Source organism: Corynebacterium sp. NML 120412 (genome assembly GCF_002285155.1).
GTDB lineage: Bacteria > Actinomycetota > Actinomycetes > Mycobacteriales > Mycobacteriaceae > Corynebacterium > Corynebacterium gottingense.
Map to the genome: position 1 here is coordinate 501,988 of NZ_NSGL01000001.1, position 20,254 is coordinate 522,241.

The following is a 20,254-nucleotide window of genomic DNA, read 5'->3' on the forward strand; positions in this document are numbered from 1 at the left end:
CACTTACGCCTCCCCGCCCTGTGCAATAGGCTCCCGCCGCGGGTGTGCCTGCTTGCGCCACGCCGCATCCGCGGGCCAAATGGGCTGCAGCGCATGCCAATCACGCGGGTGCCGAGCGATGTTCGCGGCGAACACGTCCGCGACCCGCTGCGCGGTGACCGCGAGCCCCTCCTGGCCGGCGCCCGGCGTCGCCTCCGGCACCTCAATGCCGGTGACGCTGAACCCCCATCGCGGCAGCGTCAGGTCTCGCTCGAACCACGAGTGGGCGACACACAGCGCTGCCCCCGTCTCCTGAGCGAGCTTCGCCGGCCCCGCAGGGATGGTGGTTTCCTCGCCGAAAAAGTCAACTGCGATCCCCTTCCCGGTAAGGTCGCGCTCGCCCATGAGGCAGACGATCCCGTTCCCGCGGAGGACCTCTTTCAGCCGTGCAAACGGAGGGCGCTGCCCGCCGGTGAGCGGGAGGACCTCAAAGCCGAGCTGCTCCCGAAAGTCCACGAACGCATCAAACAAGGCCTCCGGCTTGACCCGTTCAGCGACAGTCGTGAATCCCCCGTAGCGCTGCGCTAACCACATGCCGGCCATGTCCCAGTTCCCAGTGTGGGGCAGGGTGAGGATCAAGCCGTGGCCCTTGTCCAGAGAAGCGTCGATAAGCGCCCGCCCCTGCACGCCTGCATCGAGCTCGGCGAGCAGCCCGGGCTGTCCGGCGAGCTGCGGCAAGCGGAACGCCCCGTGCCAATAGCGCGCGTAGGAACGCATCGCATCGCGTACGAGCTCGCGCGTCACGCGCTCGGGGCCGACGACGCGGGTGAGGTTGCGGCGGAGCATCTCCGGCCCCGCCCCGTTGCCGGACGCCCAATCGGCGCCCCGCGCGAACACCCGGCCAGTGACGGATTCGGGCAGCCGTCCCACGAGCTTCCAACCGGCGAGGTACCCCGCCGTCACCGGGTCGAGTACTGCCATCTACGCCCCCGCGGGTGGTGCCAGCTTGCCGTCGGACTTGGGGTCGCGCGCCGCGTACAGCAGGCGCTGGCCCACCGTGAATACGGAGCCGACGAGGAGGACCCACAGCGACACCTCGATGGCGTGGTGCACGCCGAAGCCCTCGAGGAAAAGCCCCGCCAGGGCGATGATGAGCCGTTCGGGGCGCTCGATGAGCCCACCGACGATGCGCAGCCCGCCGGCCTCTCCGCGCGCCTTGACGTAACTAATCACCTGCGAGAGCACCAGCACGGCAAGGCAGACGGCCACATTGTACGGCTGCGCGTTGTCCACGTAGATGAGCCACATGGCGATGGCGGCGAAGAGCGCACCGTCCGTGATGCGGTCGCAGCTGGCGTCCAGCGTCGCCCCGAACGCGGTGCCCCCGCCGCGCAGTCGCGCCATCGTGCCGTCGACCATGTCGAACGCGGCGAAGAAGATAGACAGCAACGCAGCCCAAACGAGGTGGCCGGTGGGGATGAGCACAACGGAGGCGAGCACGGTCGCCGCGGTGCCCACAAGCGTGGTGACGTTTGGGGTCATCCCGACCTTGAGCAGCGCCTTGGCAACCGGTTTGACCACCACGGCAGCGGGTTTACGCCCGTGGACGCTCAGCATCGTCGCCTCCTTCCGGCGCCTCGGCGGAGTCGGTGTCGCGCTCGAGCGCCACCCAGGCGTCCGCGAGGACTGCGCGCGTCTCGCGCAGCAGCTGCGGCAGCACCTTCGTCCCGCCGATCACAGTCATAAAGTTCGAGTCTCCCGCCCACCGCGGAACCACGTGCAGGTGCAGGTGATCGCTCACCGATCCGCCCGCCGCCTTGCCCAAGTTCAGGCCCACGTTGATGGACTCCGGGTTGGACACGGACTTGAGCGTGCGGATGGCGCGCTTGGCAAACACCATCAGCTCCGCAGTTTCCGCGTCGGTCAGCGCCTCAAGCGCCGCAACCTTGCGGTACGGCACCACCATCAGGTGGCCCGCGTTATAGGGGTAGAGGTTGAGCAGCGCGTAGACGGTTTCACCACGTGCGATGATCAGCCCGTCCTCGTCGCTCCCCTTCGGGATCTCCACGAAGGGGTCCGCGCTGCGCTCCGGCATCGCTGCAATGTAGTTGGACCGGTACGGGGCCCAAAGTCGCTGCAGCCGGTCCGCGTCGCCGGCTCCCGAGTCCACGTAGTCGCGCGGGCTCGAGCTTGCCGACGCCACGTCGTCCCTACCCTCGGCGCGCTGCAATGGCTTCCTCGCTCGGCTGCGCATTGAGCTTCTCAGCAACCCAGTTGGTAATCAGCTCGACGGCCTCGTCCACCGGCACGCCGTTGACCTGGGTGCCGTCCAGGAAGCGGAAGCTGACCGCGCCGGCCTCCACGTCCCGTGCGCCAGCGAGCAGCATGAAGGGCACCTTTCCGGTGGTGTGGGTGCGGATCTTCTTCTGCATGCGGTCGTCGGAGTGGTCGACCTCAGCCCGGATCCCGGACTCGCGCAGCTTGCTCACGATGCCCTCCAGGTGGTCCGCAAACTCGTCGGCCACGGGAATGCCCACCACCTGGTGCGGTGCGAGCCAGGCGGGGAACGCACCGGCGTAGTGCTCGAGCAGCACGCCGAAGAAGCGCTCGATGGAGCCGAAGAGCGCGCGGTGGATCATCACCGGGCGGGTCTTAGCGCCGTCCGGGCCCGTGTACTCCAGGTTGAAGCGCTCCGGCAGGTTGAAGTCCAGCTGCACGGTGGACATCTGCCAGGTGCGGCCGATGGCGTCGCGCGCCTGCACGGAGATTTTCGGGCCGTAGAAGGCCGCGCCCGCCGGGTCCGGGACGAGCTCCAGGCCAGACTTCTCCGCCACGGAGCGCAGGATGTTGGTGGAGCGATCCCAGATGTCGTCGTCGCCGATGTACTTCTCCGGGTCCTTGGTGGACAACTCCAGGTAGAAGTCATCAAGGCCGTAGTCCTTGAGCAGCGAGATGATGAACTCCAGGACGCTGGTCAGCTCCTCTTCCAGCTGGTCCTCGGTGCAGTAGATGTGGGCGTCATCCTGCGTGAAGCCGCGCGCACGGGTCAGGCCGTGGACCACGCCGGACTTCTCGTAGCGGTAGACGGTGCCGAACTCGAACAGGCGCAGCGGCAGCTCGCGGTAGGAACGGCCGCGGGAGTCGAAGATGAGGTTGTGCATCGGGCAGTTCATCGGCTTGACGTAGTAGTCAACGGCCTGCTTGGTCACATTGCCATCCTCGTCGACTTCGCCGTCGAGCTGCATCGGCGGGAACATGCCGTCCGCGTACCAGTCCAGGTGGCCCGACTTCTTGAACAAGTCGCCCTTGGTCACGTGCGGGGTGTTTACAAAGGAGTAACCGGCCTTCAGGTGGCGCTGGCGCGAGTGCTCTTCCATCACCATGCGGACGATGCCGCCGTCCGGGTGGAACACCGGCAAGCCGGAGCCGACCTCGTCGGGGAAGGAGAACAGGTCCATCTCGTTGCCCAGGCGGCGGTGATCACGTTTCTCCGCCTCCTCCAGCATGGTCATGTACTCGGCGAGCTTCTCCTTGGACTCCCAGGCGGTACCGTAGACACGCTGCAGGCCAGCGTTCTTCTGGTCGCCGCGCCAGTACGCCGCAGACGAGCGGGTCAGCGCGAAGGCCGGGATGTACTTGGTGGTGGGCACGTGCGGGCCGCGGCAAAGGTCAAACCACTCGACATCGCCCGTGCGCGGGTTGACGTTGTCGTAGTGCGTCAGCTCGCCCGCCCCGACCTCGGTCGCCTCGTCCGAATCCGGGTCAACGTTGCCCTTGTCCTGGATCAGCTCGAGCTTGTAGGGCTCGTTCGCGAGCTTTTCCGACGCCACGTCAGTGGACTCGTACACCCCGCGGACAAACTTCTGGCCCTGCTTGATGATCTTCTTCATCCGCTTTTCCAGCTTCTTCAAGTCCTCCGGCGTAAAGGGCTCGGCAACGTCGAAGTCGTAGTAGAAGCCGTCATTGATCGCCGGACCGATGCCCAGCTTGGTGCCCGGAAACTCCGCCTGCACGGCCTGCGCGAGTACGTGCGCGCACGAGTGGCGGATCACCGAGCGACCCAGCTCAGTGTTGGCGGGGACCGGCGTGAAGGTGGCGGTTTCGGACGGAACGTGCGAGAGGTCCTTGAGCTCCCCCGCCTCGTCCTGGACAACAACGATGGCGTTGTCGCCCTTGTTGGGCAGGTCTAGCTCGCGCATTGCGGCACCGACCGGGGTCCCAGCGGGGACCTCGAAGGGGGCGAACTCTACCTGCACATTCTCATCGGCCTCATCGGCTACGTCGGTTACATCGGTGGCCATTGGCGCTCCTTTGCGCGTCAAAGGGGTCCGCCATACCTGGACGCACCCCACGTGTTCGTTCCGTCCTGCGCCGGGCACAGCGGGCCCGGCACATCGTTGGTAATACTACCCCGCCGGGGTTGGTTGGACTGGGTGGGTGGGGTGCGAGTGGGCGTCGATAAGCAAACTAGCCCTGGAGCAGGCCCTGACCCCAGTACTCGCCCGCCGCCGTGCCGCGCGGGATGTAATAGACGGCAGAGCCGATGTGGGTGATCCACTCGTTGAGGCGGTCCGCCTCATCGAGGTGAGTGAGCAGCGGGGTGAAGCTCGCGTCCGGGTCCTGCTGGTAGGCCATGAAGATAAGGCCGACGTTGGAAAGCTCGGTGGCACCCGGCTCCGGCGGCAGGCTGTAATTGTATGGGCGGCGCAGGATTTTGGCGCCGGTGGCGCGGGCGCGGGCCATGTGCGAGTTCGGGTCGATCACCGGCAGCCCGTAGGCGTCTCGAGCCTGAAGGTCGGGCTCGGTGAACTCGTCGCCGCCGGTCAGCGGAGCACCAGTGGCTAAAGTGCGGCCGACGACCTCTTCGCGAGAGCGGCGGTCCAGCAGCTCCCAGGTGTCAAGGTGCATCGCAATCCTGCGCACCACCAGCGAGGTCCCACCCGCCAGCGGGCCTTCGTTGATCCACACCTGCTGCGCGAAATCCTCGTCGGTGCGCGGGTTCACGGTGCCGTCGACCTGGCCGAAGAGGTTGCGCGGGGTCTCGCCTTCCGGCGTCGCCCCGTGCGCGTTGACAAACCCTTGCTGCACCCAGGCGGTACGCACGTAATCTACGCCGGCGCGCGTCATGTGCCGCATCGCCCACGCGCCCATCACCGGGTCGTCGCAGCAGATCTGGAGCACCAGATCAGTCTGCCCCCACTGTGGGTCGAGCTGATCGCGAGACAGCGCGGGGATGCCGTGAAGCCATGCGGGCGCGACATGCGGCGCCGCGACCTGGAAGATCCGCGGACCAAACCCGCAGGTGATGGTGAGGTTCGCCGGCCACGTGGTGAGCTCCGGCTCGAGGCTTCCCAGCGGGTTTTGCCCCGCGGTCAGCCGCCGCGCGTCCTCCGTCCACAGGCGCATGAGCCGCACGATTGCCTTTGCGTCCACGCCCTGGTTCAAGCGGAAACCAATGAGGTTCAGGCTCGCCTGCGCGGGCTGTTGCACGCCTGCCTGGTGCGCGCCGTCGAAGGCAATGGAGGCGCTGCGCAGCGGGAGTTCCTGCGGCGCAGCGCCCGGTTGCTCCGCGCATGAGGAGAGCATGCTTAACGACGTCACACCGACCCCTCCCGCGCCCGCCGCCAAGAATCCGCGCCGAGATACCTCCATCGTCGTGCCTACCCCTTCTTGCCTAGTGACTGTCCGCGTGCTCGTGGGCGGTTATCTCGCCGCCGTCGCCGTACTCCTCGCCACCGGGCAGCATGGAGCGCACGGCCACGCCTTGGACAACGATGCCCTGCTCGCTCCCCTCCGCGTCGGACGTTTCGAAAAACACATCCACCGTGTCACCTGCAGCGATCTCGGGCGCATACCCCATGATCATGAGGTGATCGCCGCCGGGCGCGAGCTCATCGGTCCCGCCTGCCGGAATCGTGATGCCGCCCTCCTTCTGCTGCATCGTCCCGTCGACGGTCTCGTGGATCTGGTAGTCGGCTTCCCCCAAGGATGTAGAGAACCCAGTGATCGTGATGTCGTGGTCAGCAGTGTTGTGGATGGTGCCAAAGATCGCAGTCATTTCCGAGCCCTCGGCGCCATCGGCCGCCGCCTTCGCGCGCACCGTCGCGTCCTCGAGTTTGATGTCGCCCGCGCCCTGCAGCTGTGCTTCGGCATCATTCGCTGTGCTCGACTCATTCACCTCGCTCGAAGCAGCAGTCGCACTTGGCTGCGTCGAGTCCTCCTGATTGGAGGGGCTGCAGCCCGCAACTCCGAGGGCGGTCGCCGCGACAAGCGCGGTCACTATTGTGCGGGTGATCTTCATCGTCTGCTCCTTATCGCTTTTCGCTTGTCGACGCCGCGCCGTCATCATTCAACGCACGGAACTTCCGGGACTTCGCCAGCGCGGCGACGGCGGCACCAGCGCAGACGAGCACGCCGAGCAGGATGCCCAGAATGGTCAGCAGGCCCGAATTGCCGCCCTCTTCGTCGGCGGCTTCGGTGTTGTCGGCGTTGTCTGCGGCGTCGGACGCGCCCGGCTCGAAAGTGAAGCTGGACATCCCCTTCGTCGAGTGACCATCGGAGGAAATGATCTGGTAGCCGACCGTGTACTCCCCCGGCTCGGCGTTGGATTCAACCTCGTCGGGGACGTCGATGGTGACAACGCGACCGTCGATCTCCGGCTCGCCGGTAAAAAGCACCTCGCCATCCGACGCGCGGGAAAGCGCAACGGTGTTGAAGCCCTCCTGCGGCTGCCCCGAGAACTCCAGCGAGATGGTGTCGGGGAACGCTTGGACCGTGGACTCGTTGTCTGGAGTGCCGCTGATCACAGAGTCATGCGCATAGGCGGTTGGCGCTGCGAGCGCCAACGTTCCGATGACAGCGGCGGTGGCTGCAATGGTGCGTTGCATAAATTGAGCTCTCCTTTTCAACGTCACGTGAACGTAACGGGTTGTTTACATTCTTGGGAGAGTAGTCGCACAGTGCTGCACTAGAGTTCCCGGCACCCCAACTTTCGGTTGATATACCCCAATGCGGGGCTAAGGATCCACAGCGCCAGCAGCGGCAGACCGAAGCCGAGCGCAGATGCGGCGCACTTGCCCTCGTCGATTTCCACAAGTCGAGGCGACGCGAAAACCCCGGCGAGAAAACATCTCGCCGGGGCGCAATCTGTGGTCCTAGCTGGGATCGAACCAGCGACCTTTCCGGTGTGAACGGAACGCTCTTCCACTGAGCCATAGGACCGAACGAGTTGATACTTTACAACGCCACCCCGCGATTCCACGAATCCGCAGGACACAACACACTTCAGCACGCCTATCCCCCTCACGGAAGTGTGGGGATAGCGGTAGCGTCGATAAGCGAAGGGGCGGGCACGTCAAACGACAACGATGTAACTCAGAGATCGACTCAGCGACATCGGAAATCGGGGCATGACCTCACGATTTGGACTATGATTGCCAACCGGTTAATGTTTTATCTCGCACCACGCAGTGCTGGTCACGATGTTGACAGGCAATAAGGTGCGTGCGGATGTAGCGCAGTTGGTAGCGCATCACCTTGCCAAGGTGAGGGTCGCGAGTTCGAGTCTCGTCATCCGCTCCAATCCCGTAAGGGATGAGCGCGATTAGCTCAGCGGTAGAGCACTACCTCGACACGGTAGGGGTCACTGGTTCGATCCCAGTATCGCGCACAGAGTCTTCATAGCAAGACTCGGGGCAAGCTCATGTTTGCCATGCGGATGTAGCGCAGTTGGTAGCGCATCACCTTGCCAAGGTGAGGGTCGCGAGTTCGAGTCTCGTCATCCGCTCCAAGTACATACGGGTACTTTGGAGGAAGCTCCAAGGTGGATTGGTCGAGTGGTTAGGCAACGGTCTGCAAAACCGTGTACACGGGTTCGATTCCCGTATCCACCTCCAAGCTGGAAACAGCCCGCGCGATTAGCTCAGCGGTAGAGCACTACCTCGACACGGTAGGGGTCACTGGTTCGATCCCAGTATCGCGCACAAAGTCTTCGCAAGAAGGCTTGTGGCAAGCTCACGCTTGCCCCGCGGATGTAGCGCAGTTGGTAGCGCATCACCTTGCCAAGGTGAGGGTCGCGAGTTCGAGTCTCGTCATCCGCTCTACGCAACACCGTCGGGTTCTTCCCCGGCGGTGTTTTTGCATGTGCCCCTGCTTCTTTATGCTGGCATGCATGAAGCAGACACCGTTCACCACCGCCGACCTGCTAGGCCCCACGCTCCCACCCGCCGAGCGCGAGCTGAGGCTGATCGCAGTAATGTCACTGTCCGGCGCCGCCGCCGTCGAAGGCACCTCCGAATCGCTCGGTAACGACATCGATGCGGCCCTCCTCACCACGGTCCGCGCATGGTCCGACGTCGTCCTCGTCGGCGCCGGCACGGCCCGCGCCGAAACCTACTCCGGCGCCAAGTGCAGCGAGTCCGAGCGAGACAAGCGGGTCGCCCGCGGCCAAGCCCCCGTCCCCCCTATCGCGGTGCTCACAAAATCCTTCGACTTTGACCCGTCCTCGCAGCTATTCACCGACACCGAAGTGCCGCCGGTCTTCCTCGCGCCGCAGGCCTCCCTCGACGATCCGGGCCTCGCCAGCGCGCGCCAGAGGCTTCTCGACGCCAACGCGCAGCTCATCTCCACCGGCGACGGCTCCGCACACGCCATCATCGATGCCCTCCACACCCGCGGTTTCAACCGCATTACCTGCGAGGGCGGACCGGGGCTGTACGGAACCCTCCTCGCGGCCGGCCTCGGCGACGTCCTCCACCTCACCATCGACCCGCTCGTCCACGGCAACGTCGAAACCACGCTCTTCGGCGCCGGCGGCAACTACAACGCGCGTCTCGCCCTGGAAGACGTGCACACGAGCGACGATTCCGTCATGTTTTGCCGCTACCGTCGCACTGACCAATAGCCGCACCGGCGATACCGGAAACGCGCACCCGGTTCGGTACGGTAAATCGCGTGACTACCACGCTTCACCCCTCCCCCAGCTGGCAGCAGCGGATCAACGCACTGTGGACCTCGCCCGCGCCGCGCCCAACCGCGGCCGCCGCGCCGCGCAGCAGCACCGGGGACCTTCACTCCCCCTCCGCCCGCGCTGTAACGGCCGCCGCGTGGTCGCTGGCCATCCTGCTCATCGTGCACCGGCTTGTCGTGCTCGCCCGCGAGGGCTCACCCACCGACGACTTCACCACCGTGTGGGCGGCAACGCACCGCTTCATCCAGCGGGTCCCGGTCTACAACGAGGTCTACCACTACGTGGACCCGCATTACCTGTACAACCCTGGCGCGACGCTCCTGCTCTCCCCGCTCGGATTGGCGGACTCGCCAGACACCGTGCGCCCCTGGTTCATTCTGGCCAACGCGCTCGCGATCATCGGTGCGCTCGCCTGGTGCACCCGTCTTGCGGGTGGCCGGCTCACCGGACCCGTGTTCCCCGTCGCGCTCGCGGCGGCGTTTGCGACGGAGTCGGTGACCAACACGCTGGTCTTTTCCAACATCAACGGCATCCTCCTGTTGGCGCTCACCGCGTTCCTGGCCAGCTACCGCGCCCGCCGCTTCCTCGTCGCCGGGGTTGTCCTCGGCCTGGCCATCCTGATCAAGCCGATGTTCGCCCCGCTTCTCGTCCTGCCGCTCATGCAGCTGCGTTTCAGGGCCGTGGCCGCAGGAATCGCGGTGCCAGCCCTCCTGAATGTAGTGGCCTGGCCGCTTACTCCAGGCGCCAGCGACTATCTGACCAAGCTCGTGCCGTACCTAGGCATCACGCGCGACTACGCAAACTCCTCGCTCGCGGGCTTCGCCGTTTACTTCGGCATGCCCGCCTGGGCGCACGGTCTCCTCTTCGTCGTGCTCGGCGCGGCCGTCGCGGCCGGAGTTCTGGGCCTTGCGCGCTGGCGTTTTAGCGACGAATGGCTCTGGCTCACGTGTTCCACCGCCGTGCTCCTCGCCGGGGTGTGCCTGCTCAGCTCGCTCGGCCAGGCGTACTACTCAATGATGCTCTTCCCCGCCGCGTTTACGGCGCTGCACCGCGCCAGCCCGTTCCACATCGCCGCGCCGTGGGCGGGCCTGCTTCTGTGCGTCAGCCCGCTCCAGTTCAACAGCACCGTCATCGGGCCGGCCGGCCGGTGGCTCAACACATTCCTGCCCACCGCGGGTTGGGCAATCTTCATCGTGGCAATCGCCGCTTGGGTAATCTCAGTGCTAACGCGTAGTCTGCCAGCAGCACCGGCACAGGAGCTACACAAGCCGGGCAAGACACCGGAGGCACAGGAGGCACAGCATGACTGAAAACAGCAACGATTACAGCGCTTTCACTGAGGACGATTGGAAGGCAAAACTCTCCCCCGAGGAGTTCTACGTCCTGCGCCAGGCTGGCACCGAGCCCGCGGGCGTCGGCGAATACACCAACACCACCACCGAGGGCATCTACCGTTGCCGTGCCTGCGGCGCGGAGCTGTTCCGCTCCACCGAGAAGTTCGACGCGCACTGCGGCTGGCCGGCGTTCTTCAGCCCGCTCGCGGGTGATGCGATCATCGAGCACGAGGACCGCTCGCACGGCATGGTCCGCACCGAGGTGCTCTGCGCCAACTGCGAGTCCCACCTCGGCCACGTCTTCGCCGGCGAAGGCTTTGACACCCCCACCGACCTGCGCTACTGCATCAACTCCATCTCGATGACGCTCGACGAGCGCAAGTAAAACGCTTCTCGACGCCACGTGGACCGCGGCGTCTGCAACGGGGCGTCGACAAGCGTGCTCTGCTTAGGGCAGAATCTTGATGATCTCGCCAATGTCCGCGACGCGGCGACCCGTCTGGAACGGGATCTCCTCGCGCACGTGAAGGCGCGCCTCGGTGTAGCGCATCTTGTGCATGAGGTCCTCGATGCGCTCCAGGCTGGGCGCCTCGAAAGCGAGCATCCACTCGTAGTCACCCAGCGTGAACGCCTCAACCGTGTTCGCGCGGACATCGGCGAAGTCGCGCGCGGCTTTGCCGTGGTTGGCCAGGATGCGGCGGCGCTCCTGCGGGTCCATGATGTACCAGTCGTAGGAGCGCACGAACGGATACACGGTGATCCAGGCCTCTGCCTCCTCGCCCATGATGAAGCTGGGCAGGTGGGATTTGTTGAATTCAGCCGGGCGGTGCAGGCCGTTGCCCAGCCACGAGACCTCGAGCAGCTGGCCGAGGGCGGTGGTGCGCCGGAAATCTGCCAGCGCCTTCTGCAGGTACTCAAACTCCTCGGCGTGCCACCAGATCATGAAGTCGGCGTCGGCGCGGATGCCCGTGTTGTCGTAGATCCCGCGTACGACGACCTTGCCTTCCGCCTCAAGGTCCGCAAAGAAGCGCTTCGCTTCCGCGGTCAGCTCCTCGCGCTCGGAGCCGAGAGCACCGGGGATGGCGCGGAACACCGCAAACTGGAGGTAGCGCTGAACGGAGTTCAGTGCGTCGAAATCAAGCTTGGCCATAGGTTTGTATCCTTTCTTCGGCCCGGGCGGGCCAGATCAACCGAAAGTCGTAAGGACAGTCTACGCGCCGTCGGCACGCGCCCCGGCGTTCGGCGCGCCTCCCACCCGCGGGCCGCTACGGTAGCTACGTTGAACCCTGTGATGAATTCGGACAACTCCTCCAACACGGGCGACGGCACACCCGCCCCGCACAGCGACACCGCCTCCCTGCCCGCAGATTTCTCTGCTGCGGTGGAGTCTATGCACGCTGCGAAGCTGCGGCCGGAAGTCACCCTCGGCACCATCCGACCACCCCAGCGGCCCGCGCCATACAGCCACGCCGTCGGGCTTGAGGTCGACCGCTCCGGCGACGAGGCCGGCACCGTCCCCACAGACAGCGAGGGCGACGCGTTCGGCCGCCTCATCCTGCTGCACTCCCCGGACGCCGAGGAGGCGTGGGAGGGGTCCATGCGCCTCGTGGCCTACATCCAGGCCGACATGGACGACGCGGTCGCGTCCGACCCGCTGCTTCCGGACGTCGCATGGCAGTGGCTCAACGAGTCGCTCGCCGAAGCCGGCGCGGGCTACACCAACCTCGGAGGCACCGTCACCTCCACGGCCTCCGTCCGCTTTGGCGAGATCGGCGGCCCGCCGCGCGCCTACCAGCTGGAGATGCGCGCCTCCTGGACCGCCGAGGGCATCGACCTCTCGGGCCACGTCGAGGCGTTTGCCAAGGTGCTCGCGCACGTCGCGGGCCTGCCGCCGGAGGGTGTCACCGCGCTGGGTGCACGCAAGTAGTTCGCCCCGTGTGTGAAAAGGTGAATTACAGGCTCGTCGATACGCCCACCGGCTTCCAGGAGGCGGCCGAGGCGCTGGCGGCAGGCCGCGGGCCGTTCGCCGTCGACACCGAGCGGGCCTCGACGTTTCGCTACGGCGACCGAGCATTCCTTATCCAGGTGCAGCGCGAAGACGCCGGCACGTTTCTCATTGCGCCCGAGGGGCACCGCGACGACGCCACCCGCGCCCTCTCACCGGTGCTGAACGGTGAGACGTGGATCCTCCACGCCGCCGCGAGCGACCTGCCCTGCCTGTCCGAGCTGGGCCTGTGCGCCGGCAGCCTGTTTGACACCGAGGTTGCCGCACGCATCGCCGGATACCAGCGCCCCAACCTGGCCAACATGGTCGAGCGCATCTGCGGCGTGGTGCTGGAGAAGGGCCACGGGCGCGAAGACTGGTCCAAGGTACCGCTGCCCCGAGAGTGGCAGGACTACGCGGCGCTCGACGTGGCCTACCTCACCGATTTGGCCGACGGGCTCGCCGAGGAGCTCGCGCAAACCGGCAAGCTCGAGTTTGCGGAGCAAGAGTTTGCGTACATCCTGGACACCTCCTCCTCGCCCCGCACTGGCACGGGCTCCTGGCGCGACCTGAAAGGAGCCTCGCGGATCAGCAGCGCGCTCAGCATGCAGCTTGCCAGGGCGCTGTGGACTGCGCGCGAGGCACAGGCGAAGCGCTCCGACCGCTCTCCGTCCAACATTCTGCAGAACCGCGTGCTTGTCGACATCGCACTCGCCCAGCCGACCACCATCCGCGACGTCATGGCCGTCCCGGGGTTCCCCCGTCGACGCAAAGACCTCGCCGCTGCCTGCCTGGATGTGATGGCGGAGGCGCGCGAGCAGGACCGCTCAACGTGGCCGACCCGCCCGAAGTCAGCGCCGACGGACGTCCCCTCCAAGTCGACCATGCGCCGCGAGTACCCTGCGCTCAGCGAGGCGCTCGAGGCCGCCCGGGACGAGGTAGCGGACCTCGCCGACGCGCTGAACATGGAGGCGAGCACCATCGCCACCACGAAGCTGCTGCGCGCAGCGGTGTGGAAGGCGTCGCACTCGCTGCACCCCTGGGATGTGCGGCGGGCTCAGCAGGAGCTCAGTGAGCTCGGCGCGCGGCCCTGGCAGTGCGAGCTCGTCGCGCCGATCATCGCGGCCGCGGGGCTTTCCGCCGCCGACGAGTAGGAGCGGCTAGTTCTCCCGGTCTGCGAGGTCAAGCGCCCATGTGCGCACTTGCTCGGTCGCAGACTCCGCATCCAGGCCGTACTCCGCCAGTACCTCATCACGCGACGCGTGCTTGGGGTACACGGACGGGAATGCCAGCTGGCGCAGCGGCGTATCAATCTCCGCGGCGTGGAGCGCCTCCGCGACGGCAGAACCCACGCCGCCGCGCATCACCCCGTCCTCGTACACCACCACCAGGTCCGCCGAGGCAGACATATCGATGAGCTCCGGCGCGACCGGAACGACCCAGCGCGGGTCCACGACCGTGACGCTGATGCCGTCGCCGGCGATGGCGTCCGCGACCTCGAGCGCCGGGCCCGCGAACGTGCCGACAGCGACGAGGAGAACGTTGAGGACGGAGTCATCGTCGCGGTCAAGCGTGGTGCGCAGCACATCGACCGTACCGCGGCGCTCCTTTGCCTCGATGTCAGCGCCGACCTTGCCCTTCGGGAAGCGGACGACGGTAGGGCCGTCGTCAACGCCGAGCGCTTCGTGGAATTCTTCGCGCAGCCGTGCCGGGTCGCGCGGCGCGGCGATGCGGATGCCCGGGACTATCGACGCCACCGAGAAGTCCCACACCCCGTTGTGGCTCGCACCGTCCGAGCCGGTCACGCCGGCGCGGTCGAGGACCACCGTGATGGGGAGGTGCAGCAGGCCGGCGTCCATCAACAGCTGGTCAAAGGCGCGGTTGAGGAAGGTGGAATAGACGGCCACCACCGGGTGCATCCCACCGAGCGCGAGACCGGCGGCGGAGGTGATCGCGTGCTGTTCCGCGATGCCCACGTCGAAGAAGCGATCCGGGAACTCCTCGGCGAACGGCTGCAGGCCGGTCGGCCCCGCCATCGCCGCCGTGATGGCAACAACGTCGTCGCGCTCGTGGCCGGCTCGCAGCAGTTCCTTGGTAAACACGGAGGTCCAGCCGGGAGCGGACTTGGCCAGCGACTCGCCTGTCACCGGATCAATCACGCCGGTGGAGTGCATCTGATCCGCCTCGTTGTTCACGGCCGGGGCAAAGCCGTGTCCCTTCTCCGTCACCACGTGAACGATCAGGGGGCCATCGTAGCGCTGCGCGTAGTGGAACGCGCTGAGCAGCGCCTTGAGGTCATGGCCTTCCACCGGGCCGACGTACTTCATGCCCAGGTCCGGGAACATCTCCGTGGGCAGCACCTGGTACTTCACGCCTGCCTTGAGCGCGTGGAGCGCTTCGAACGTCCGCTCCCCGACCCAGCCCATAGACTTCAAGGTCTTCTTGCCGGACTCCATGACTTCGTCGTAGCCCGGCTGCATCCGCAGCGCTACGAGCTGGTCGCGCAGTTTGGACAGGTTGTTTGCAAAGCCGCCGATGGTTGGCGAGTAGGACCGCCCGTTGTCATTGACCACGATGACCACGTTGCGGTTGCCCGCCGCGATGTTGTTCAGCGCCTCCCAGCACATGCCGCCGGTGAGCGCGCCGTCACCCACGACGGCGACCACCTTGTCGTCGCCGTGGCCGCTGAGCTCCTTGGCCTTGGACAGGCCGTCCGCGTAGGACAGCGACGCGCTGGCGTGCGAGGATTCCGTCCAGTCGTGCTCCGACTCAGCACGGTCGGTGTATCCGGAGAGCCCGCCTCGCTTACGCAGCGTGTCAAACTTGTCGGCGCGGCCGGTAAGGATCTTGTGCACGTAGGACTGGTGCGAGGTATCAAAAATGATCGGGTCCTGCGGCGAGTTGAACACAGAGTGCAGCGCCAGCGTGAGCTCGACAACACCGAGGTTCGGCCCGAGGTGCCCGCCGGTGGCGGAGACCTTAGCAATCAGCAGCTCACGGATCTCCTCCGCGAGCGCGTCAAGTTCCTCCACCGACAGCTTTTTCACGTCGGTTGGCGATGTGATTCCCTCGAGCATTCCCACTGTTGTCAAGCTCTCCTTCGTCTCGCCGGTATTCCCCGCCATGTTACACCGTGCCGCCACGCTGCCCTATCCTTGCAGCGCTCACGCCCGGGGCGTCAGGAGGACGACGGTTTCGAAGTGGTGGGTGAGCGGGAAGGCGTCGATAAGCATCATGCGCTCGACGCGGTACCCGTGCTCGCCCCAGGTGCCCAAATCGCGCGCGAGTGTTGCGGGATCGCAGCCGATGTGGATGACACGTGGTGGCGCGGCCTGAGCCACCGCGCCGACGACCTCGGCTCCCGCGCCGGATCGCGGCGGGTCGAGCACTACGAGCGCTGGGCTGGGCAGCTTATCGACGCTCACCTCCACCCGAGCATTCCGCACCCGCACATCCAGGTCCGCAAGCCCCGGCTGCGGCGTCCCGGTCGCCGCCGGCGAGTAGTCCACGGTCTCGACGCGGCCCCCACCCAGCGCGCGACTGATCGCGGGCGCGAACATGCCGACGCCGCCATAGAGATCCCAGCCAACAGCACCGGGAGCGTTGGCAGCCTCGCCCCACTGCGCAACGATGTCGGCGTACGCCTGCGGTGCCGCGGTGTGCGCCTGCCAAAAGGCGGTGGCTGGGAAGGTGAACTCGCGGTCGTCGACACGCTCGGTGACCATCCCGGTACCCTCCACGACAGTGTCGATTGTCTCCGCGCGGCGCCCGCGCTGCACCTTTGCCGTCTCCACGACGTGCCGGGCTCCAGTGGAATCGATCACCGCGATGACCTCGGCTCCCGGAGTGAAGCGGCGACCGCCGGGGCCGACGAGGCCGTCGAGCAGGCCGGGCACCATCTGGGCACAGGGGAACTCGGTTACCAGCTCGGTGGAACGCAGCTTGCGCAGGCCGGCGCGGCCCTCGCTATCCACGCCCAGCCGGGCGCGGGTGCGCCAGCCGTGGTCGGGCGCGAGCGCGGTTTCCTGAAGATCACTGTCGGCTTGGAACCCGTCGAGCACCCCGGATCGCTTCGCCAGGGTACGCAGCTGGCCGACGAGCACCTCACGCTTCAGCTCGCGCTGCGCGGGAGCTGTCACGAAACCGAAGTCGCAACATCCGGCCCCGTGCGCCGCAGCCTGGCACACCTGGCGGGTGCGCTGCGGGGATGGCTCGAGGACCTCGACGAGGTCTGCGCGCGCCCACCGCTTTTTCACCTTGGTGGGCCGGGCTTCGACGCGGTCGCCGGGGATTGCGCCGCGGACGAACACCACACGTCCGTCGGGCGCGTCGGCGATTCCCTCCCCTCCGTGCGCCATTGCGCGGACGGAGACCTCGAGGGTCTCGCCTACCTCAAGTGCCCCGGTTCCCGAGTCTGCCATGCGTGGAAACTACTTATCCTTGTTGAACTGGTTGTTCTGGTCGATGATCTGCTTGAGCGCGTCGCTGAGCAGGTTCGGGTTGCCACTCTGCGGAGCACTCTGGCCCGCAGCGGCGCTCTGGCCCTGCTGAGCACGCTGCTGCACCGCCTGCTGCACCTGCTCTGCGATCTTCTTCGGCAGGATCACATCGAGGGAGCTCCCGGCCAGGACCGGGTCGTTGCCGCGATACACAAAGGATCGCGCTACGATCTCGCGCCCCAGCCTTGCCAGGTCGTCCTCACGGCCCTGCGGCGCGGCGAGGGTGACGCGGTAGAGCCAACGCGGACCCTCCACACCGATGATGCGGATCACACCATTCGTGCCCTGACCAACGATCTCTTTGCCCCACGGCCCCTGCTCGAAGGTGACCGGCATGCCCTCGTTGCGCATGCCCTCTGCAATCTCCTCGGCGGAGTCATCCCAGAGACCACCGCTGCGCGGAGCCGCGAAGGCAACCGGGGTGACGCGACCGTAGCGGGTGACAATGTGGACCATCTTCGGCCCCTGCTCACCCATCTCCACCTGCACCTGCGCCTCCTTCGGGAACGGGATGCGCATGGAGTGCAGGTTCAGCGTGGCGCTGGAGAAGTCAGAGAAATCAAAGTCCTCGATGTTGACGGAGTCGCCGTCGAAGGGGCCGGTGCTGCCGTTGATCGGGTCGTAGTCCGTCAGCGGTGCGGTGCCAGCCGCCTGGCCGCCGTCCTGCACCGCGGGTGCCGCCGCCACCGCAGACTCCGATGGTTCGGGCGCAGCTGCTTCTGCCTGTGCTGCTGCGGCGTCCGGAGTATCGGTGGGCTCGGCAGACTCGGTGTGCTCGGGGACCTGCTGGGCAGCCGCGTCGTTGTCGGCCTTGTTGCGGTTCTTCTTCTTGCCAAACGGCCACAGTGCCATAGTTTCTGTCCTCCTCGCGCCCGGTTGGGCGTTGCTGCGAAATTTTCGCGGTGGTTTCGCGTTTTAAAGTCGTGCCCTTTGACCATAGCGCGCCGCACCTCTAGCGCGCGCGGTGGTGGGGCCTTCAACGGTTGGTGCTATTTGGTCCCGGTCGAGCCGTAACCGCCCTCGCCGCGTACCGTTTCGTCGAGCGCATCGACCTCGACGAAGTCAACCAGCTCCACGCGCTGGACGACGAGTTGGGCAATGCGCATCCCACGCTCGACGGTAAATGCTTGCGAGCGGTCCGTGTTCACCAGACACACTTTGAGCTCACCGCGGTATTGGGCGTCGACAGTCCCCGGCGTATTCACAATGCTTAAGCCGTGCTTCGCAGCGAGCCCGGAGCGCGGGTGGATCAGCCCTACCGTGCCGAGCGGCAGGGCGAGGGCCACGCCCGTGCCCACGAGTGCGCGCTGTCCCGGTTCCAGGGTGATTGTCTCGGCGGAGTACAGGTCCGCGCCGGCATCCCCAGTATGCGCGCGTTTGGGAAGCGGCAGCTCCTTATCCAGCCGTTTCAGCGGGATCGGGGGCAGCTGGACCGCGCCAACCAGTTGTGTGTTTTCGTTGTTCTCGCTCATGGTGCCCACCTTACGGTACGGCCTGCACACGCCAATGCGGCGAATTGGACAGGTCACCCATCCCCTGAACTAAAGTTGCATTCGTGTCTGAAACCTCGCGCTCCAACGATGCAACTGCCCACGCCACCGGCGCCGCAGCGCCCGAGGTGCTCTACCGCGAACGACAGTGGGTGCCGTGGTACTGGTGGGCGGCCGGAATCGGCCTGACGTTACTCCTTGCCGCCCAGTTTGCGCTGAACCGCAACGTCTGGTGGTTCATTGTGCCGCTGGTAGTCATCGGCGCGCTCGTCGCGTGGTTCCTCACGTGGCTGTCCAACACCACCGTGTCCGTCGAGCGCGACCCGGACGGCTCGCGCTGGCTCCGCGTCGGCGAGGCGAACCTGCCCGCGGACGCAGTTGATCGTGCAATGGTTGTCCCCCGCTCCGCGCGGCAGAACGCGCTCGGCCGCCAGCTCGACCCGGCGGCGTACCTCGTCTCCCACGCGTGGGTCCCCGAGCACGCGCTCATCGTGTTGAACGACCCAGAGGACCCAACCCCCTACTGGCTCATTTCGTCGAAGCACCCCGAGGCGTTGCTCGCCGCGTTCGTCCCCGAGAAGGCCCCTGCCGACGGGGCTGCGTAAGGCTTACTCGCAGTCCAGGCAGTACTTCGAGCCGTCATCGGCCGTGTACGCCAGGCGCTTCTTCTTTTGCACCAGGAAGCAGGAGGCGCAGGTGAACTCGTCGTCCTGGCGGGGCTTGACCTCTACGTTGAGCTCCTCACCGGACAGGTCCTGCGCGGGGATTTCCACTGGCTCGACGATCTCGCCGTCGTCGTCCATGCTGCTGCCGGCTACTTCTGCAGCCTTCAGGCCTTCGAGCGAGTCGGTCTCAATCTCGTCGTCCTCGAGTCGGCGACGCGGCGCATCATAATCCGTAGCCATGGCGTTCTTCCCTCCAGCTCAACGTAAAAAGTAAAAAGGTGCGGTGCTTTGTTTTGAGCGTCCTGCCAGGTCCTGCCGGGACGCGTTTGAGCGGAATACTAAAGCAAATGGCTCGATCTGTCACTTTCGCCCCCGACCAGGGGCGATGCTGCTAGGAGTCGGATCCCAAATCGCGCATCGCCCCCGCCTCCTCCAGCAGCCGCGGGAACGATTCCGCGAGCCCCGGAGCGCAGGCGTACATCAATGCGCCGTCACCGCCGCGATCGCGCAAGCCCGGGTGGTGCACCACCGCTCCCGCCTCGGCGGCAATCACCGCGCCGGCAGCGTAATCCCAGGGGTGCGTGCCGTGCTCGTAGTAGGCGTCCGCGCTCCCCTCAGCAACGCGGCAGAGGTCCAACGCCGCCGAGCCCATGCGGCGGATGTCGCGCACCTGCGGCAAGAGCGTGGTCAGTATCTGCGCTTGCTGGCCGCGCCACCCGGAGTCGTAGGAGAAGCCGGTCTCCACCAGAGCGGTGGCGGGACGGGAGGCCCGGGATGTGTGAAGGGGGTGGGCGGTGGCGTCGCTAAGCACGAAGGCCCCGTGCCCGCGGGCGGCGAAATAGGTGATGCCGCGGGCGACATCAGCGACCGCGCCAGCGACGAGCTCGCCGTGCACGGCGACGCCGACGGAGACCGCGTAGGCGGGCAGCCCGTAAATAAAATTCACGGTGCCGTCGATGGGGTCGATGACCCATTCAACGCCCGTCTCGCTCGGCTTCGACGCGCCCTCCTCGCCGATGACGCCGTCGCCGTGACGCAACTCCGAGAGCTTGCCCACAATGCGCTCCTCGCACCCCTTGTCCACGGCTGTGACCGGGTCAACCTCGGACGTCTTAGTCTGCGCGACCATCTCCACGGAACCGTGCCTGGTCAGAAAGTCGCGCTGCTTGGCCACGAACCCGGCCGCGTCCTGCACGAGTTCAACGCACAGGTCGCGCAACTCAGCTGCGGTGGGAGTATTGGCGGTGCCATTGGGGGAAGTCGGTGTGCTCATAGTCCCCATCGTGCACCGACTTTCCCGGAAGCGCGACTCGCACCGCCCCATTTATGCCGCGC

20 protein-coding genes and 7 tRNA genes are annotated in these 20,254 nt (G+C 66.3%); 12 read left to right on the top strand and 15 right to left on the bottom strand.

From position 1 onward, the window contains the following. Positions 1-3: 3 nt before the first annotated feature. The 8 genes from CKJ84_RS02245 to CKJ84_RS02280 form a co-directional block, all read right to left on the bottom strand. On the bottom strand, positions 4-960 hold the full coding sequence (locus CKJ84_RS02245) for a phosphatidylinositol mannoside acyltransferase (protein ID WP_095545808.1): 957 nt from the start codon (positions 958-960) through the stop codon (positions 4-6). After that, positions 961-1,596, bottom strand: a complete 636-nt coding sequence (gene pgsA / locus CKJ84_RS02250; RefSeq protein WP_095276271.1) for a phosphatidylinositol phosphate synthase — start codon at positions 1,594-1,596, stop codon at positions 961-963. Continuing rightward, complete coding sequence (locus CKJ84_RS02255; protein WP_233125452.1) at positions 1,574-2,182, bottom strand: HIT domain-containing protein; 609 nt, start codon at positions 2,180-2,182, stop codon at positions 1,574-1,576. Before CKJ84_RS02255 ends, pgsA begins: the two co-directional genes overlap by 23 nt. A gap of 7 nt (positions 2,183-2,189) precedes the next feature. Then, a complete protein-coding gene (gene thrS, locus CKJ84_RS02260) occupies positions 2,190-4,280 on the bottom strand; it encodes a threonine--tRNA ligase (protein ID WP_095545809.1) in 2,091 nt (696 codons plus the stop codon). Between the two features lie 166 nt (positions 4,281-4,446). Beyond that, complete coding sequence (locus CKJ84_RS02265) at positions 4,447-5,631, bottom strand: Dyp-type peroxidase (protein WP_095545810.1); 1,185 nt, start codon at positions 5,629-5,631, stop codon at positions 4,447-4,449. 22 nt (positions 5,632-5,653) lie between these two features. Next, positions 5,654-6,280: a copper chaperone PCu(A)C gene (locus CKJ84_RS02270; RefSeq protein ID WP_095545811.1), complete on the bottom strand. Its 627-nt coding sequence runs from the start codon at positions 6,278-6,280 to the stop codon at positions 5,654-5,656. A gap of 10 nt (positions 6,281-6,290) precedes the next feature. After that, positions 6,291-6,866 carry a copper resistance protein CopC gene (locus CKJ84_RS02275; RefSeq protein WP_095536673.1) on the bottom strand — a complete coding sequence of 192 codons (576 nt, stop codon included), beginning with the start codon at positions 6,864-6,866 and terminating at the stop codon, positions 6,291-6,293. Positions 6,867-7,128: 262 nt separating this feature from the next. Beyond that, positions 7,129-7,200 (bottom strand) — tRNA-Val (locus CKJ84_RS02280). A gap of 284 nt (positions 7,201-7,484) precedes the next feature. Here CKJ84_RS02280 and CKJ84_RS02285 point away from each other — a divergent pair. The 9 genes from CKJ84_RS02285 to msrB all read left to right on the top strand — a co-directional run bounded on the left by CKJ84_RS02285 (position 7,485) and on the right by msrB (position 10,666). Continuing rightward, a tRNA-Gly gene (locus tag CKJ84_RS02285) sits at positions 7,485-7,560 on the top strand. A gap of 16 nt (positions 7,561-7,576) precedes the next feature. Beyond that, positions 7,577-7,648 (top strand) — tRNA-Val (locus CKJ84_RS02290). Between the two features lie 44 nt (positions 7,649-7,692). Then, positions 7,693-7,768 (top strand) — tRNA-Gly (locus CKJ84_RS02295). A 32-nt stretch (positions 7,769-7,800) separates the two neighbouring features. Further along, positions 7,801-7,874, top strand: a tRNA-Cys gene (locus tag CKJ84_RS02300). A 15-nt stretch (positions 7,875-7,889) separates the two neighbouring features. Next, positions 7,890-7,961: transfer RNA gene (locus tag CKJ84_RS02305), tRNA-Val, on the top strand. A 44-nt stretch (positions 7,962-8,005) separates the two neighbouring features. Beyond that, a tRNA-Gly gene (locus CKJ84_RS02310) sits at positions 8,006-8,078 on the top strand. 71 nt (positions 8,079-8,149) lie between these two features. Beyond that, the gene (locus tag CKJ84_RS02315; protein WP_095534716.1) at positions 8,150-8,881 is read left to right on the top strand and encodes a pyrimidine reductase family protein; all 732 of its coding nucleotides are present in this window, start codon (positions 8,150-8,152) and stop codon (positions 8,879-8,881) included. Between the two features lie 50 nt (positions 8,882-8,931). Next, positions 8,932-10,257 (top strand): glycosyltransferase family 87 protein, encoded by a 1,326-nt coding sequence (locus CKJ84_RS02320; RefSeq protein ID WP_233125453.1) that lies wholly within the window; start codon positions 8,932-8,934, stop codon positions 10,255-10,257. Continuing rightward, positions 10,250-10,666 carry a peptide-methionine (R)-S-oxide reductase MsrB gene (msrB, locus tag CKJ84_RS02325; RefSeq protein WP_095545812.1) on the top strand — a complete coding sequence of 139 codons (417 nt, stop codon included), beginning with the start codon at positions 10,250-10,252 and terminating at the stop codon, positions 10,664-10,666. Before CKJ84_RS02320 ends, msrB begins: the two co-directional genes overlap by 8 nt. Positions 10,667-10,729: 63 nt before the next feature. On the opposite strand, the gene hemQ is transcribed toward msrB, so the two are convergent. After that, complete coding sequence (hemQ, locus tag CKJ84_RS02330; RefSeq protein WP_095278957.1) at positions 10,730-11,431, bottom strand: hydrogen peroxide-dependent heme synthase; 702 nt, start codon at positions 11,429-11,431, stop codon at positions 10,730-10,732. Between the two features lie 141 nt (positions 11,432-11,572). On the opposite strand from hemQ, the gene CKJ84_RS02335 reads away from it, so the two are divergent. Then, positions 11,573-12,208: a DUF3000 domain-containing protein gene (locus tag CKJ84_RS02335; RefSeq protein WP_095536676.1), complete on the top strand. Its 636-nt coding sequence runs from the start codon at positions 11,573-11,575 to the stop codon at positions 12,206-12,208. A gap of 8 nt (positions 12,209-12,216) precedes the next feature. Next, on the top strand, positions 12,217-13,419 hold the full coding sequence (locus tag CKJ84_RS02340) for an HRDC domain-containing protein (protein WP_233125454.1): 1,203 nt from the start codon (positions 12,217-12,219) through the stop codon (positions 13,417-13,419). Between the two features lie 6 nt (positions 13,420-13,425). Here CKJ84_RS02340 and dxs read toward each other — a convergent pair whose 3' ends face one another. From dxs to dut, 4 genes are all read right to left on the bottom strand, one after another. Beyond that, positions 13,426-15,348 (bottom strand): 1-deoxy-D-xylulose-5-phosphate synthase, encoded by a 1,923-nt coding sequence (gene dxs / locus CKJ84_RS02345; RefSeq protein WP_095545813.1) that lies wholly within the window; start codon positions 15,346-15,348, stop codon positions 13,426-13,428. 81 nt (positions 15,349-15,429) lie between these two features. After that, on the bottom strand, positions 15,430-16,686 hold the full coding sequence (locus CKJ84_RS02350) for a class I SAM-dependent RNA methyltransferase (protein WP_095545814.1): 1,257 nt from the start codon (positions 16,684-16,686) through the stop codon (positions 15,430-15,432). Positions 16,687-16,695: 9 nt separating this feature from the next. Next, a complete protein-coding gene (locus CKJ84_RS02355; RefSeq protein WP_095545815.1) occupies positions 16,696-17,616 on the bottom strand; it encodes a DUF3710 domain-containing protein in 921 nt (306 codons plus the stop codon). Between the two features lie 137 nt (positions 17,617-17,753). After that, the gene (gene dut, locus CKJ84_RS02360) at positions 17,754-18,236 is read right to left on the bottom strand and encodes a dUTP diphosphatase (RefSeq protein WP_095545816.1); all 483 of its coding nucleotides are present in this window, start codon (positions 18,234-18,236) and stop codon (positions 17,754-17,756) included. 83 nt (positions 18,237-18,319) lie between these two features. Here dut and CKJ84_RS02365 point away from each other — a divergent pair, with 83 nt between their 5' ends. Continuing rightward, on the top strand, positions 18,320-18,859 hold the full coding sequence (locus CKJ84_RS02365) for a DUF3093 domain-containing protein (protein ID WP_095278963.1): 540 nt from the start codon (positions 18,320-18,322) through the stop codon (positions 18,857-18,859). Between the two features lie 3 nt (positions 18,860-18,862). Here CKJ84_RS02365 and CKJ84_RS02370 read toward each other — a convergent pair whose 3' ends face one another. Together CKJ84_RS02370 and CKJ84_RS02375 are read right to left on the bottom strand one after the other, a co-directional pair. Next, positions 18,863-19,159: a DUF4193 domain-containing protein gene (locus tag CKJ84_RS02370; protein WP_095278964.1), complete on the bottom strand. Its 297-nt coding sequence runs from the start codon at positions 19,157-19,159 to the stop codon at positions 18,863-18,865. Between the two features lie 151 nt (positions 19,160-19,310). Continuing rightward, positions 19,311-20,192: an inositol monophosphatase family protein gene (locus CKJ84_RS02375; protein ID WP_233125455.1), complete on the bottom strand. Its 882-nt coding sequence runs from the start codon at positions 20,190-20,192 to the stop codon at positions 19,311-19,313. Positions 20,193-20,254: the final 62 nt, after the last annotated feature.